Genomic DNA, 14,696 nt, shown 5'->3' with positions numbered 1-14,696 from the left:
CTGCTCGATCACGGACTTAGCTGACGCCAAGTCCTATCTCGCTTCCCTCCCCACAAGGGGGAGAGTGGGTGGCTCACTGGCCCCTCGGCAGGCGCCTCCCTCCCCCTTGTGGGGAGGGAATGAGGGTGGGGGTTCGCCATGAACCGCGTCCTGCCCATTCTCACCATTTTGGTCGCCATCCTCGCCTTCTGGTATGCGGCGGCGATCTGGATGAACGCGCCCTGGCAGAACATTCTCAATGGGCGCGCCAATCTCGAAAACGTGCCGTTCATGGAATTCGCCGCCCAGACCTGGGCGCAGGACAAGCCAGTGCTGCCGGCGCCGCATCAGGTGGTTTCGGAAATCTGGAACGCCACGATGGGGCTCGAATTCACCTCGCGGCGTTCCCTCGCGCTCCATGCGTGGATCACGCTTTCGGCGACGCTGCTGGGCTTTGTCTTCGGCACTGCGCTCGGTGTCGTCTTGGCCGTCGCCATCGTCCACAATGATGCGACGGATCGCTCGCTGATGCCCTGGATCATTGCGAGCCAGACCATTCCTATTCTCGCCATTGCGCCCATGGTCGTGGTGGGGCTGGGGGCCGTGGGACTGACGGGGCTGGTGCCCAAGGCGCTGATCTCGATGTATCTGAGCTTTTTCCCGGTCGTCGTCGGCATGGTGAAGGGGCTGCGCTCGCCCGAGACGATCCAGCTTGATCTGATGCGGACTTATGACGCGAATCCCTGGCAGGTCTTTTGGAAACTGCGCTGGCCGGCGGCGCTGCCCATGCTCTTTGCCTCGATGAAGGTGGGCATTGCCATTTCGCTGATCGGCGCCGTGGTGGCAGAGCTCTCCAATGCAGCCGGGGGCGGTCTTGGCGTGCGGCTCCTCACGGGCTCGTACAACGGCCAAACCATCCAGATTTGGGCGGCTTTGTTTATCGCGGCCGGGCTGGCGGCGGTGCTCGTCGCGATCGTCGGGGCAGCCGAAAAGTTCGTCAATGCGCGGATCGGGGTGCGGGCGTGATGAAATCTGGTCTCACTCTCCTGCAATCCCTCCTGGCGCTGCTGGCCGGCGGCATGGCGCTGTGCGGGCTCATCGGGGCGGCGATTTCCGCGGATGCGGAAATTCTGCTCACCGTGGCCGTTGGGCTCGGTGCGCTGACGCTGGCCCGGTTTTTCTTCCGACCGATCAGTTTATGGCTCGATGGTCTTGCCGCGGTGCTGATTGCCGTGGCGCTGGTTCTGGCGCTGCCAAGGGGTTCGGCCATGCCGGGCCACTATTGGTTCGCCATGGTGAGTGCCTGGGCCTTTGCCTGGCTCTTTGTCGATCAGCTTTCAGGCGAGATCCGCAAGGGAACAGTGCCGCGAAAGACGATGGGGCTCCTCATCCCCGCCGTGTTCGGCGTGGCCCTGCTTGTCGTGTGGGAAATCGTCACCCGCGGGGCAAATGTGCCGCCGGTGCTTTTGCCGGCGCCTTCGGCCATCGGGGCGCAATTGGCGAACTCGGCGCCGATCCTTTGGGCCGACTTCGTCCAGACATTCATCAAGTCTGTCATCCCCGGCTATATCATCGGCTGCCTTGCCGGGCTTATCGTCGCCATTGCTGTCGACCGTTCGCCCTTCCTCAAGGCCGGGCTGCTGCCGATCGGCAATTTCATGTCGGCGCTGCCGATCATCGGCATCGCGCCGATCATGGTCATGTGGTTCGGGTTCGACTGGCAGAGCAAGGCTGCCGTCGTCGTCGCCATGACGTTCTTCCCCATGCTGGTCAATACGGTGGCGGGGCTCAACGCAGCCTCTTCCATCGAGCGCGACCTCATGCGGACCTATGCTGCCAACTATTGGCAGACGCTGTTGAAGTTGCGCCTGCCCGCTGCGGGGCCCTTCATCTTCAATGCCCTCAAGATCAACTCGACTCTGGCCTTGATCGGCGCAATCGTAGCGGAATTCTTCGGAACACCTGTTGTGGGGATGGGTTTCCGGATTTCGACCGGGGTGGGGCGTCTTGCCATCGACCTGGTCTGGGCGGAGATCGCGGTTGCCGCGATCGCGGGGTCCGCCTTCTACGGGGTGATCGCCCTCATAGAAAGGGGCGTCACCTTCTGGCATCCGTCTGTCCGTGGTGGACGGGCGTAAACTGTTACAGGGAAAAGGGAACGACAGAATGAAGACTTTTATCACTGGTCTGCTTGCCGGCACCATGGCGCTGGCGGCCATGCCCAGCGCCTTTGCAGCCGATGCGCTGACCCTGCAGCTCAAGTGGGTGACGCAGGCTCAGTTCGCGGGCTATCTCGTTGCCGAAGCCAAGGGCTTTTATGACGAGGAAGACATCGACCTGACTATCCTCCCCGGCGGCCCGAACATCGCCCCGGAACAGGTGATTGCTGGCGGCGGCGCCGACATCATCGTCACCTGGATGGCAGCCGGCATGGCGGCCCGTGAATCGGGCGTACCACTGGTCAACATCGCCCAGCCGTTCAAGCGCTCGGGCCTGATGATGATCTGTCCGGTCGAGAAGGAAATCAAAACCGTCGCCGACTTCCCGGGCCATACGCTCGGCGTCTGGTTCTTCGGCAATGAATATCCGTTCTTCGCCTGGATGAACAAGGAAGGCATTGCCACCGACGGTTCGGCCGGCGGCGTCACGGTTCTTCAGCAGAGCTTTGATATCCAGCCGATGATCCAGGGCCAGGCCGACTGCATCTCGGTCATGACCTATAACGAATATGGCCAGGCGCTCGATGCCGGTTATGGCCCGGATAACCTGACCATCTTCAACTATACCGAGATGGGCAATGACCTGCTAGAAGACGGTCTTTATGTCCTCGAAGACTCGCTCTCCGACCCGGCCAAGGTCGACGCCTATACGCGCTTTGTGCGCGCCTCGATGAAGGGTTGGGCCTATGCCCTCGAAAACCCGGAAGAAGCCGCCCAGATCGTTGTCGATAGCGACGAAACCGGCGCTGCTACCCTCGAACACCAGCTCTACATGGTGGGCGAAGTGTCGAAGCTCGTCGACGCAGCTGATCCGGCACTCGACATGACCACCTATGATCGTACCGTAAAGGCCTTGCTCGACCAGTCGATCATCAAGGCCCAGCCGGAAGGCGCTTACACGACCGTCGTCACCGACGCGCTGAAGTAAGTTTTCGTCACCTTATTGAAGCGGGCGGGGAGCGATCCCTGCCCGCTTTTGTCTTTCTGAAAACTTGAAATGGCCACGCTCACCCGGCACAAGGCGCAAAACACCGAGGAGCGCAAAATTCCGACAGAGATCCCGACAGACCCGCTAACCCTCATGGGCCTCGGCATTGGCGCCGTCGTCGTCATCTGGCTCATCTTTTCGGTGGTCAAAAAAGTAGTCGGGATCGCCATCGTGCTGGCTTTGGCCGCAGGCGGCTGGTTCCTGTGGACCAATCCGCAGCATCTGGCGCCGATCATTGCCTATGTCAGGCAGTATACCGGCTAGGCTCTGAGGCTATTCGAAGAATCACTTAAGGCGCTTTAGTTCCTTGTTTTTGTGCATTTCTTTGCCGGAAAGCCGGCAATAGCTTTCGCTCCGCGTCCGGAACGAAATCGCCCTCCCGCCAGTTGAGATGTCACATTTCAATTGCCGGAGGGCATTTTCATGAATTCCATTATTTATCTCGTTGGCCTCGTGGTCATCGTCATGGCCATCCTGTCCTTCATCGGCCTTGCCTGAACGGGGGCCGCAACCATGACTGTTTTACATCCGACCGAAGTCGCTGTTGTCGACGCGTCGTCCACCCGTGAAAGCGCCAGCTATGTCGACTGGTCCGCTATTGTCGCGGGCATCATCTTCGCATCAGCCATTTCACTCCTGTTCATTGCCTTCGGCGCCGCCGTAGGGCTCAACTTCGTCGGTTTTCACGCCCGCGAAGGGGCACCCGGTATCCTGATCGGCATTGCTGCAGCAAGCTGGTTCCTCTGGGTGCAGGTCTCGAGCCTGATGGCCGGGGGCTATCTCACCGGCCGGCTGCGTCGCCGGCATTTTGATGCCACCGAAGACGAAAGCGATGTGCGCGATGGCGCCCATGGACTGATCGTCTGGGCCGGCGCCACCGTCCTCGGCGCCATCATCGCCGTGGGTGGCGTGGGTGCCGTTGCCAATATGGCGGGTTCGGCATTGGCAACGGCTACCACCGCCACCTCTAATGTGGCGGAAGGATCAGCGGACCTGATCGATCCCAATGCCTATTTCACCGATCAGCTGTTCCGTTCCGAGCAGCCGGTGGCCGGTGATACGGAAACCGCCCGTGGCGAGGCCGCGCGCATCTTTGCCCAGGCGGCCCTGGGCGATGGCACGGTGCCGGATGCCGACCGCACCTATCTCACCAATGTCGTTGCCGCCAATACGGGCCTGACGCCCGAGGAATCGGCAGCCCGGGTCGATGCGGTCATTGTTGCCATCGACGGCGCCAAACAGGATGCAGTGGAGGCCGCGCGCATTGCCCGCAACACGGCCATCATCGCCGCCTTCCTGCTCGCCGCGACGACACTCGTGTCCGCGATCGGCGCCTACTGGGCGGCGCAAAAGGGCGGCAACCACCGCGATGAGAACACCGTTCTCACCGACGTATTCCGCCGCTTCTAATCGAGCCGGAGAAAGGAAAACACCATGTTCAAAGGTCTTGCTCTCTGGCTACTCGGCGTGCCGATCTGGCTGATCATCATCATTTTTCTCGTGACGTGACGAGAACGAAAACGGAGCCGAAAGGCCCCGTTTTCTTGTTCCGTGATCGGCGCGACTTACGCGTCCGGATGCTTGAACACCAGGGCGGCATTGGTGCCACCAAAGCCGAAGGAATTGGAGAGCACATAGCCGAGATCGACATTGTCGCGGCGCTGGCGCAGGATCGGCATGTCCTCGAAGGCGGGATCGAGCACGTCGATATTGGCGCTTTCGGCGATGAAGCGGTTCTTCATCATCAGGATCGAATAGATCGATTCATGCACGCCCGTGGCGCCCTGGCTATGGCCGGTCAGCGACTTGGTCGCCGAGATCGGCGGGCACTTGCCTTCATTGCCGAAGACGGCGCGCAGGGCTTCGATTTCCTTGAGATCGCCCACCGGGGTCGAGGTGGCGTGGGGATTGATATAGTCGATCGGCGCCTTGATGTTTTTCAGCGCCATGCGCATGCAGCGCTCCGCGCCTTCGCCCGAGGGCGCAACCATGTCGACGCCGTCCGAGGTCGCGCCATAGCCGACCAGTTCAGCCCAGATTTTCGCGCCGCGCGCCTTGGCGTGTTCGTATTCTTCGAGCACCAGCACGCCGGCGCCGCCTGAAATCACAAAACCGTCGCGGGCCGCGTCGTAGCAGCGCGAGGCCTTTGCGGGGGTCTCGTTATAGTTCGAACTCATTGCGCCCATGGCGTCGAAGAGGTTCGACAGGGTCCAGTCGAGGTCTTCGTGGCCGCCGGCAAAGACGATGTCCTGCTTGCCGAGCATGATCTGTTCCATGGCATTGCCGATGCAATGCTTGGACGTCGCGCAGGCCGCGGTGATCGTATAGTTGACGCCCTTGATGGCAAAGGACGTGGCAAGCGTCGCCGATGCCGTCGAGCCCATGGCCTTGGGCACGGCAAGCGGCCCGATACGCTTTGGCGATTTTTTCTCGCGGGTGACGTCGGCTGCTTCGACGATGGTGCGGGTGGAAGCACCGCCCGAACCCATGACGATGCCGGTCATGGGATTGGAAATGTCTGATTCTTCGAGCCCTGCATCGGCAATGGCCTGCTGCATGGCGAGATAGTTCCAGGCCGCGCCCTTGCCCATGAAGCGAGTGACGCGACGATCGAGGGCTTCAAACGGATCGAGACGCGGGTCGCCCTTGACCTGCGAGCGGAATCCCAATTCGGCATAGTCTTCGGCAAAGACGATACCGGGCTTGGCCAGGCGCAGGCTTTCAGTGACTTCGTCGAGCGAATTGCCGATCGAAGAAATGATACCCATGCCGGTTACCACTACTCGTCTCATAGAATCCTCGCTCTGGTCGTCTGGTGAAGTCGCCATGGGGGCCGGCGCTTCACTCTATATAGTTTCGGTTCGGTACGGCATTAAGGCCGATCAGGCAGACTTCTGCTCGTGGAGCTGCGCATCGGTGAAGAGACCAACGCGCAAGTCCTTGGCTTCGTAGATCAATTTTCCGTCAGCCTTGACCCAGCCATCGGCAATGCCGAGGGTCAGGCGCGAACGCATGACGCGCTTGATGTCGATACCGTATTCGACCAGCTTGACGTCATTGGTCACCTGGCCGGTGAACTTGATTTCGCCGCCGAGAGCGCGGCCCTTGCCCGGCTGGCCGATCCAGCCAAGAAAGAAGCCGGTCATCTGCCAGACGGCATCAAGACCGAGGCAACCCGGCATCACCGGATCGTCGATGAAATGGCACTTGAAAAACCACAGGTCCGGGTTCACATCGAGCTCGGCGCGCACGAGACCCTTACCGAAATCGCCGCCGGTTTCATCGATGTGAGTGATGCGGTCGAACATCAGCATGGGCGGCGCAGGTAGGCGCGCATCCATCTGGCCGGGCAATTCGCCGCGACCATGCGCCAAAAGCTCTTCATAACCAAATGCGTGTTGCCGGTCCGCCATTACCCATCCCCGCTAAGCTCAAGCCTTGTCTCGTATAGAGGTGCGGAAAAGGGGTCAAGCCAGCCCAAAGGACAAGGGAGGCAGGCAGGCCCGCGCTGTGACAGTTCGGCGACTTGTTTCAAACCCCTGGCGCCACTATAACTAGGGTCATATTTTATGGACCAATGAGACGAGTAGCACTGGCCCAATGACCGATTTTGACCTTGCCGACCGTCCTGCGTCCCATACGCCCTGCCTGACGGCGGTGTTGCGCATGGCTGGCCTCCGGCCGACACGGCAGCGCGTTGCGCTGGCCGAACTGCTGTTTGGCGGCCCGCATCGCCATGTCAGCGCCGAGCAATTGCATACCGAAGCCAATGCGGCCGACGTGAATGTGTCGCTGGCAACGATCTACAATACGCTGCACCAGTTCCATGAAGCGGGGCTCCTGCGCGAAGTGGCCATCGACGCCTCGCGCTCCTACTTCGACACCGATACGTCCGACCACCATCACTTCTTTGTGGAAGACGAGCAGCGGATGATCGATATCCCGGCCTCCTCGGTCGAATTCAAGGCCCTGCCCAAGCCCCCCAAGGGCATGGAAGTGGCCCATGTCGACGTGGTCATCCGCGTGCGCAAGGCGGCGGTCTGACTTTCAATCGTCACCCTCGGGCTTGACCCGAGGGCTCTCCACTTGCGGCATCGCTTTCAAGTGAAACGTCCTCGGGTCAAGCCCGAGGATGACGGCCAATGGACGCCGAAGCTGTCGTGCACCCCGTGACAAAAGCCCGTCCTTTCCCCATATAGTGGGGCCCAGGAAACAGCGACAAAGGTGGTCGATGCCCGAAAAGGTCAATCTCAATGCCTATTTCGAGCGAATCGGCTTTGCCGGTTCGATTGCACCCACCATTCAGACCCTGGAACTGCTGCATACCCTGCATCCAGCCGTCATTCCCTTCGAAAATATCGGGCCGCTGACCGGCGAGCAGGTGCTGCTCGACCAGCAGAGCCTTGAAAAGAAGCTGCTTATCGAGAAGCGCGGCGGCTTCTGCTTCGAGCACAATTTCCTGTTCATGCGCATTCTTGCCGATCTCGACTACGAGGTGCGGCCGCTCTTGGCGCGGGTGATCTGGACCAATCCGGAGGCGATCAGTGCGCCGCCGAGCCACATGCTGCTGCTGGTCGATATCAAGGGCGTCAACTACATCGCCGATGTCGGCTTTGGCGGCTTGAGCCTGACGACGCCGCTGCGCCTCAGGGCCGGCGCCGAACAGGCGACCCCGCACGAGACTTTCCGCCTGACCGGTGGCGATCCCAATTGGACGCTGGAGGTCAAGATCGGGGACGAGTGGCGTGGGGTCTATGTCTTTACCACCGACACAGTGGCCGAAGTGGACCTCTGGGACATCAATCGCGATCTCTCGAGCAATCCTGCCTCGCCCTTCACGCTGCAATTGCGCGCCTCCCTCTCGCCCAGCGGGCGGCGGCTAAAAGTGCACAATGACCAGTTCACGGTGCAGCCGACCGGCGGAGCCGCGGAAAAGCGCACCTTGAGCTCGGTTCAAGAAATTCGCACCGTGCTGACCGAGGAGCTGGGCCTGACCCTGCCCGAGAGCGACAAGCTCGATGCCAAGCTTGCCGGGCTCCTCCCGGCGCCACCCGAAACGGTCGAATAGCTCATGGCGCCCGTCACCGTGCCGGTTGAGGCCCTCCGCGAATTTCCTGATTTTCACTCGTTTTACGATTGGCTGGCGCACAATCACGACAGCGCGCCGGAAGTGTGGATCCGCATCTTCAAGAAGGGTGCGGGCAAGCCGACCGTTACCCCGGTCGAGGCGATCGATGCCGTGCTCTGCTGGGGCTGGATCGATGCGATCAGAAAAAGCTGGGACGACGAAAGCTTTGTGCAGCGCTATTGCCCGCGCCGGCCCAAATCGGTGTGGAGCCAGATCAACCGCGACAATGTCGCGCGGCTGACCGAAGCGGGGCTGATGACCGCGCATGGCCTAGCCCATGTCGATCTCGCCAAGGCCGATGGGCGCTGGGACGCGGCCTACAAGACCACTATGGGGCCGCCCGAGGACCTGCTGGAGGCCATTCGCGCCAATGCGGATGCGCTGAAGACCTTTGAGAGACTGACCGCGCAAAACCGCTTCGCGCTGACCTTTCGCGTGCAAAACCTCAAGACCGAGGCCGGCCGCAAGAAGAAGATCGCCAGCCTTGTCGAGATGCTGGCGCGGGGCGAAACGATCTATCCCCAGAGCTAGTTTGGAATTTTCTCCAACCGGCACGCTCGGGTCTGACCTGAGGGCTTTCTACTTGCCGCAGCTTGCTTAAGTGAAGTGTCCTCGGGTCAAGCCCGAGGATGACGATCGGTGGTCTTCGTGGCCAATTCCGCTTCCAGTCCCTCATTGCGCAATTTTAGCGCGGCAACGATGTCAGACAGAAACCGCTCGATGACTTCAATATCACTGCGCGAATAGCCCGCCATGACGGTTTCGCGCAGACGCTGGGCGCTGCGGGAAAGGGGAAGCGCCATGTCCTCGGCGCCCGGGCCGACCCGCAACAATGTCGCGCGGCGGTCATTGGGGTGCTGCTCGCGCAGCACATAGGCGTCCTTTTCCAGCCGATTGATGAGGATGGCCGTGGCGCCCGAGGTCATGCCCAGATACCGGCCGAGAGCCGTCGGCGTCGCCTGGCCCTCCTGATCCCTTACGAAACGGATTGCCATCATGTCGGACATGTTGATGCCGGCCGCTGCCGAGAAGGCGCGATAGCCACGGCTCATCTCGTCGGTCAATTCGCGCATCAATGGTTCGATCCGGTCCTGCATGCCCCCTCCTTTATGCGATTTTTACTATTTTGCAAAGATGCTTTCTTGCAAAGGTATATTTTCGGGACTAGATAGCGTCCCACACCAGCAATCGAAGATATCCAAATGGCCAAGCTTTCTCCTATGACCGAGGGCGACATTCAAGCCGTCCGCGCCGAATCCCGGCCCGCTATTGTCCCGCCCGTTCCGGCCGAGGCCGAGCCCGCCCTGCCCACTATCGTCGCCGAGGAACCCGCAAAGCCCTCACGCAGCCGCAAGAAGGCGCGGATGGTGGGCCTGGGCCTCTTCATCGTGCTGGGCGCCGCCATCGCCTGGTATCCGCTTTCGGACCATAACGCCCCCTTCGCCTCCGGCGGTTCCGTCATGGGCAATGTCACCCAGGTGGCAGCGCGCGTCGCCGGCCCCGTCGCCGAAGTGCTGGTCTCGGACAATTCGAGCGTTAGGGCGGGCGACCCGCTGTTCCGTATCGACGAGACGACGTTCAAGATGGACGTGGCCCAGGCCGAAGCACAGCTTGACCTGACCTCGACCAATATTTCCTCGGCCAGCGCTGCCATTCCGGCGACGCAGGCCAAGCTCAGCCAGGCCGAAGTGGCGCTGGTGACGGCAAAGGACGCCGTCGAACGCACGCGCCAGATGTATGATCGCGGCCTCGTCACCGATGCCCAGAAGACCCAGGCCGAGGGCAATTTCCAGACGGCCGAACTCAATGTCGCCGCCGCCAAGGCCGAACTCGACCGCGTCACCACCTCGGCCGGCGCGCTCGACGACACCAATCCCAATTTCCGCGCCGCCCAGGCCGGGCTTGAAAAGGCGCGCTTTGCGCTCGAAAGCACGACCGTGGTGGCGCCGGCGGACGGGCATGTGTCCAACCTGCTGCTCACCCAGGGTCAGTTCGTCGCGGCCGGCTCGCCGGTCATGACTTTCATTTCCGGCGACCGCGCCAGTGTCCTCGTCGATTTCCGCGAAAACCAGCTGGTCAATGTCGAGCCCGGCGACAAGGCCGTGGTGGTATTTGAAGCGGCGCCCGGAAAACAGTTCGACGCCACCGTCGATTCCATCGCCTGGGGCATTTCGAGCGGCCGCACCTCCACCAATGGCCTGGCGCAATCTTCCACGGACACACGCTGGTTTCCGCCCGCCCGCAAGATTCCGGTGCGCGTGATCATCGACGATCCCGCTTCGCTTCCCGCCAATGTGCGCATCGGCTCAGAAGCCGCAGCCCTGATCCTGCCCGACGAAGGCGGGCTCGTGCCGGTCCTTGCCCGCGCCATGCTGGGCTTTTCGAGCGTGATGTCGGGCTTCAACTAAGATGGAACCGCTGCCGCGCGTCGACCCGCTGGACGATCCCTATCTCGCACTGCGCACCATGCTCTGCGTGGCGGTTCTGTTCGCCTTTGCCGAACCGCTGGGCGTCACCCAGCCCATGCTGCCCATCGCAATCGGCATGAGCATGATTTCCAATCAGCGCGGTGCCCTCAATGGCCGCACCTTTGCCGGTCCTCTCGTGCTGCCCGTCGTGGCCATGCTGTTCGGCTGGCTTGCGGGCCTCACGGTCCACCAGCCGGCCATCTTCATCTTCTGGAACGTGGTGCTCGCCACGGGCGGCATTGCGCTGATGCTGTTCAAGGGCTCGCGCGGCGGCATGTTGCTCACCGTGTTTCCGGCAATGATGTCGATCTCGGCGCTCTACAATGAATATGCGCTGACCGTGATGGCCGAGGGCATGGCGACAGCCGGGCTGATGGTCGGGATCATGGCAATCGTCACCAATCTGCTCTTCCCGCCGCAAACCAAACGCGTCTATGTCGAACAGGTAAAACCCTATGTCGGGCGAAAGCCGGGCGTGGAACTGGCCATTCGCGTCGTGGTCTATCTCGCCGTGCTCATCGCCACCTATGCGACCAATAATCTGAGCCTCTTGATCGCGCCGATCATGATGATCTTCATCTGCGGCGAGGCCGACCATGGCGGACGCATGGAGCAGGTGGTCGATCGCGGCGGCGGCACCATTGTCGGGGCCATTATCGGCGTCGGCGCGCTGATGGTCTACCATCTCGTGCCGCAGTTCATCGTGCTCTTGGCCCTGCTCAGCGCCATTACCTATGTGCTGATCGACAAGATGACGACCGGCGCGGCGCGCCCACAATATTATCAGTATGTCTGCTCGGTCGCGCTGGTGATCGTCCTGTCCTCGATCTATGGCGCCAATTCGGCCGTTGAAGTGGTGGTGCAGCGCGTCGTGCTCACCGTTGGCATCATGCTCTCGGGTATTGTCCTGCTGGCGCTGCTGGAAACCATGTTCGTGCCGCGCGAGGACCGGAGCGAAGAAGTGGCTGAAGCCACCGCCTGAGCCTTCCAATCCCCTGCCGCCCGGTGCTACATCGGGCGGCAGGGTCGAACGCTTGTGGAGGGGCGGGACATGGCTGTGGACGTCGCTTTTCTGCGTGGCATCAACCTCGGCAAGCGCCAGATGAAGATGGCCGAACTAAAGGCCTGCCTCGAAGAGGCGGGTTTTTCAGACGTTAAGACCATCCTTGCCAGCGGCAATGTGCGGTTTCTCAGCAAAGCCGGGCCGGCCGAGAGCAAGGCGCTCCTTGAAAAAACCATCGAGAAAAAGTTCGGCTTTGCCGTGGGCGTGGTGCTGCGGACCGAGGACGAGATCAAGGAAATGCTCGCCGAGCATCCCTTTGACAGGATCGACCCCGCGGCCGATGTGACGCGGCATGTGCTGATGTTCGATGAGCCCCTGCCCAAGGGCTTGGTGATCGAGGACCGGCCCGGCCATACCGAGATCGTCCGCATCGATGCCCGGGAAATCTACATTGCCGGCTATCGCCAGCCCAATGGGCGCTATACGGAAGGCGTCGAGGAGGTGCTGAAGCCGCTTTATGCCAAACTGGGCAAGGGCGTGCTCGACACCATGCGCAACTGGAACACTATCGAAAAGGTCCTGAAGTGATCGTTGTTTTCGGCTCTAGCAATCTCGATCAGGTCGGCACCGTTTCGCGTCTGCCCGAACCGGGCGAAACCGTTGCGGGCGGCACTTTTTCCATGGCGCCGGGCGGCAAGGGTGCCAACCAGGCGCTGGCCGCGCGCCGCGCCGGGGCCGATGTGCGCCACGTTTCCGCCGTGGGCGACGATGCCTTTGCCGATATGGCGCTGAAGCTTTTGCAGGAGGGCGGGGTAGACCTGTCGCAAATGCGAAAAGCGCATGCGGCAACCGGCATTGCCATGATCTTTGTCGATAGCGCCGGCGAAAATGTCATCGCCATCCTGCCGGGCGCCAATGGCACGATGAGCCCGGACGATGCCGACCGGACGCTGGGCAACCTTACTGCCAAGGACACGATCCTGCTGCAGCAGGAAATCCCGCAGGCGGCGACGCGGCGGGCGCTCGACATTGCGCGGACGAAGGGTGCGCGCAGCGTGCTCAATACCGCGCCGTTCCTGGCCGATACGCCGGAGCTGGCGCCGCTGGCCGATATCGTCGTCGCCAACGAAACCGAATTCGCCCTGCTTTCGGGCCGCGGCATCGAGGAACTCGATGCGGCCATGGATGAGTGGGTTGCTAAGACCGGGCGCACCATTGTGGTTACCCTTGGCCCCGATGGGGCGCGGGCGGCTTCGCCGGAAGGAAAATTTGCCGTGCCGGCCTATAAGGTGACGCCGGTCGATACGGTGGGCGCGGGCGATACGTTCTGCGGGTATCTCGCAGCGAGCCTTGATGCCGGGATGACGCTGGAACAGGCCATGCGCCGCGCGGCCGTGGCGGGAAGCCTTGCGTGTCTCAATCCGGGCGCGCAGCCGGCTATTCCGCTCGCTAGGGATGTCGACGCGCTGGTTTAGAGGCGGGTCACGGCGTCATTCCCGCGAAAGCGGGAATCTTCCTTCCCCAAACAGAGATCCCCGCTTTCGCGGGGATGACACCGTGTTTGAGGTTGGGCTTAGTGAAAGACCCGCCGCGGCTTGAACTGACCGAATTCGACCGAGCCTGTCGCCAACACCTTGCCCTTGAAACTGACCCAGCATTCGTCAATCTGGGCCGGGGCCGCCGCGCCGGTAAGAAGTACGGGATTGCCATTGCCCACCGCGCTGGCCTGGCCGGCGTCGAGGCGGATTTCGGGGAGATCGACGAGACCGGCCGACGTCGGGGCCAGCAGCGCGTCGCGCGCTTCGCCCGCTTCGGCGGCTTCCAGTTGTTCCAAAGTCACCGCATCCGCGTCGGAAAAGGGCCCGACCGCAGCGCGGTGCAGGCTGCCGACGTGGCCGCGGGTGCCGAGCACTTCGGCGATGTCGCGGGCGAGCGAGCGCACATAGGTGCCCTTGCCGCAGGTGACTTCAAGCATGCTCTGTTCACTGCCGTGTTCGAGCACGACAAGGGCATCGATCTCGATGGGGCGCTCGGCCAGTTCAACGGTTTCGCCGGCGCGGGCGAGATCATAGGCGCGTTCGCCGTCGATCTTGAGCGCGGAAAAAATCGGCGGGCGCTGCATGATGAGGCCGGTGAACTGCGGCAAAACGGCTTCCAGCGCAGCGCGGTCGGGGCGCACATCCGAAGTGGCGATCACCTCGCCTTCGCGGTCGTCGGTGGTCGTGGCGCTGCCCCAGACAATGGAAAACCGATAAACCTTGGTGCCATCCTGCACCTGCGGCACGGCCTTGGTGGCCTCGCCGAGGGCAATGGGAAGAATGCCGGTAGCCAGGGGATCGAGCGTGCCGGCGTGACCGGCCTTGGCCGCGGAAAACAGCCACCGCACCTTGCCCACCGCCTGGGTGGAGGTGAAGTCATAAGGCTTGTTGAGCACAACCCATCCGGAAATGGGGCGCTTCTTGGATTTCTTCTGTTCGGTCACGGCTATTCTTCGTCGCTGCCGTCGTCTTCGAGATCGCGCTTGACGCGGTCCGAGCGCAGCAATTCGTCGATCCGGCCGGCTTCCTCAAACGTGTCGTCGACGAAGAAGCGAATGTCCGGCGCGTACTTCATGTTGATCTTGGGCGCGACGCGGCCGCGGATAAATTTCGAATGCCGATTGAGCGCGGCGACGATCTCTTCGGCATGCACGCCGCCGAGCGGCATCACATAGGCATTGGCGAGTTTGAGATCGGGCGTCATGCGCACTTCGGGCACGGTGACGACCGAGCCGACCAGCGCTTCGTCCTCGATGTCACCGCGCGCAAAAATGTCCGCCAGCGCGTGGCGCACCAATTCGCCCACGCGCAGCATGCGCTGGCTTGGACCCAGGGGCTTGTTGTCTTTTTTCATGGGCAAGCGGATTAGGCTT

17 protein-coding genes are annotated in these 14,696 nt (G+C 61.9%); 12 read left to right on the top strand and 5 right to left on the bottom strand.

Annotated elements, in window-relative coordinates; translation table 11 throughout:
• Positions 1 to 138: 138 nt before the first annotated feature.
• The 5 genes from NVV77_RS13105 to NVV77_RS13085 all read left to right on the top strand — a co-directional run bounded on the left by NVV77_RS13105 (position 139) and on the right by NVV77_RS13085 (position 4,596).
• Entirely contained in the window at positions 139 to 1,005 is an 867-nt protein-coding gene (locus tag NVV77_RS13105) for an ABC transporter permease (RefSeq protein ID WP_295413955.1), read from the top strand.
• Complete coding sequence (locus NVV77_RS13100) at positions 1,005 to 2,117, top strand: ABC transporter permease (RefSeq protein ID WP_295413952.1); 1,113 nt, start codon at positions 1,005 to 1,007, stop codon at positions 2,115 to 2,117. Before NVV77_RS13105 ends, NVV77_RS13100 begins: the two co-directional genes overlap by 1 nt.
• A gap of 28 nt (positions 2,118 to 2,145) precedes the next feature.
• Positions 2,146 to 3,126, top strand: a complete 981-nt coding sequence (locus tag NVV77_RS13095) for an ABC transporter substrate-binding protein (RefSeq protein WP_295413949.1) — start codon at positions 2,146 to 2,148, stop codon at positions 3,124 to 3,126.
• 69 nt (positions 3,127 to 3,195) lie between these two features.
• Entirely contained in the window at positions 3,196 to 3,450 is a 255-nt protein-coding gene (locus NVV77_RS13090) for a hypothetical protein (protein ID WP_295413946.1), read from the top strand.
• Positions 3,451 to 3,699: 249 nt separating this feature from the next.
• Complete coding sequence (locus tag NVV77_RS13085; protein WP_295413944.1) at positions 3,700 to 4,596, top strand: hypothetical protein; 897 nt, start codon at positions 3,700 to 3,702, stop codon at positions 4,594 to 4,596.
• A gap of 155 nt (positions 4,597 to 4,751) precedes the next feature.
• On the opposite strand, the gene fabB is transcribed toward NVV77_RS13085, so the two are convergent.
• The gene (gene fabB, locus NVV77_RS13080) at positions 4,752 to 5,978 is read right to left on the bottom strand and encodes a beta-ketoacyl-ACP synthase I (RefSeq protein WP_295413942.1); all 1,227 of its coding nucleotides are present in this window, start codon (positions 5,976 to 5,978) and stop codon (positions 4,752 to 4,754) included.
• A gap of 90 nt (positions 5,979 to 6,068) precedes the next feature.
• Entirely contained in the window at positions 6,069 to 6,599 is a 531-nt protein-coding gene (gene fabA, locus NVV77_RS13075; protein ID WP_295413939.1) for a 3-hydroxyacyl-[acyl-carrier-protein] dehydratase FabA, read from the bottom strand.
• A gap of 187 nt (positions 6,600 to 6,786) precedes the next feature.
• On the opposite strand from fabA, the gene irrA reads away from it, so the two are divergent.
• The 3 genes from irrA to NVV77_RS13060 all read left to right on the top strand — a co-directional run bounded on the left by irrA (position 6,787) and on the right by NVV77_RS13060 (position 8,845).
• Positions 6,787 to 7,230 (top strand): iron response transcriptional regulator IrrA, encoded by a 444-nt coding sequence (irrA, locus tag NVV77_RS13070; protein WP_295413936.1) that lies wholly within the window; start codon positions 6,787 to 6,789, stop codon positions 7,228 to 7,230.
• 187 nt (positions 7,231 to 7,417) lie between these two features.
• Positions 7,418 to 8,254: an arylamine N-acetyltransferase gene (locus tag NVV77_RS13065; protein ID WP_295413933.1), complete on the top strand. Its 837-nt coding sequence runs from the start codon at positions 7,418 to 7,420 to the stop codon at positions 8,252 to 8,254.
• Positions 8,255 to 8,257: 3 nt separating this feature from the next.
• Entirely contained in the window at positions 8,258 to 8,845 is a 588-nt protein-coding gene (locus NVV77_RS13060; RefSeq protein ID WP_295413930.1) for a YdeI family protein, read from the top strand.
• A gap of 86 nt (positions 8,846 to 8,931) precedes the next feature.
• Here NVV77_RS13060 and NVV77_RS13055 read toward each other — a convergent pair whose 3' ends face one another.
• Complete coding sequence (locus NVV77_RS13055) at positions 8,932 to 9,411, bottom strand: MarR family transcriptional regulator (protein ID WP_295413928.1); 480 nt, start codon at positions 9,409 to 9,411, stop codon at positions 8,932 to 8,934.
• A gap of 105 nt (positions 9,412 to 9,516) precedes the next feature.
• On the opposite strand from NVV77_RS13055, the gene NVV77_RS13050 reads away from it, so the two are divergent.
• The 4 genes from NVV77_RS13050 to NVV77_RS13035 all read left to right on the top strand — a co-directional run bounded on the left by NVV77_RS13050 (position 9,517) and on the right by NVV77_RS13035 (position 13,260).
• On the top strand, positions 9,517 to 10,722 hold the full coding sequence (locus NVV77_RS13050; RefSeq protein ID WP_295413925.1) for an HlyD family secretion protein: 1,206 nt from the start codon (positions 9,517 to 9,519) through the stop codon (positions 10,720 to 10,722).
• A gap of 1 nt (position 10,723) precedes the next feature.
• Positions 10,724 to 11,764 carry an FUSC family protein gene (locus tag NVV77_RS13045; RefSeq protein ID WP_295413922.1) on the top strand — a complete coding sequence of 347 codons (1,041 nt, stop codon included), beginning with the start codon at positions 10,724 to 10,726 and terminating at the stop codon, positions 11,762 to 11,764.
• A gap of 69 nt (positions 11,765 to 11,833) precedes the next feature.
• Positions 11,834 to 12,373 carry a DUF1697 domain-containing protein gene (locus NVV77_RS13040; RefSeq protein WP_295413920.1) on the top strand — a complete coding sequence of 180 codons (540 nt, stop codon included), beginning with the start codon at positions 11,834 to 11,836 and terminating at the stop codon, positions 12,371 to 12,373.
• Positions 12,370 to 13,260, top strand: a complete 891-nt coding sequence (locus tag NVV77_RS13035; protein WP_295413918.1) for a ribokinase — start codon at positions 12,370 to 12,372, stop codon at positions 13,258 to 13,260. The genes NVV77_RS13040 and NVV77_RS13035 overlap by 4 nt, the downstream gene beginning before the upstream one ends.
• Positions 13,261 to 13,358: 98 nt before the next feature.
• On the opposite strand, the gene truB is transcribed toward NVV77_RS13035, so the two are convergent.
• Both truB and rbfA read right to left on the bottom strand, forming a co-directional pair.
• Positions 13,359 to 14,267: a tRNA pseudouridine(55) synthase TruB gene (truB, locus tag NVV77_RS13030; RefSeq protein ID WP_295413915.1), complete on the bottom strand. Its 909-nt coding sequence runs from the start codon at positions 14,265 to 14,267 to the stop codon at positions 13,359 to 13,361.
• Between the two features lie 2 nt (positions 14,268 to 14,269).
• Positions 14,270 to 14,677 (bottom strand): 30S ribosome-binding factor RbfA, encoded by a 408-nt coding sequence (rbfA, locus tag NVV77_RS13025; RefSeq protein ID WP_295413913.1) that lies wholly within the window; start codon positions 14,675 to 14,677, stop codon positions 14,270 to 14,272.
• Positions 14,678 to 14,696 lie beyond the last annotated feature (19 nt).

The organism is Devosia sp. (genome assembly GCF_024707125.1).
Lineage (GTDB): Bacteria > Pseudomonadota > Alphaproteobacteria > Rhizobiales > Devosiaceae > Devosia.
The sequence above is the reverse complement of the archived record's forward strand: the minus strand, read 5'-3'. Positions and strand labels throughout refer to the sequence as shown.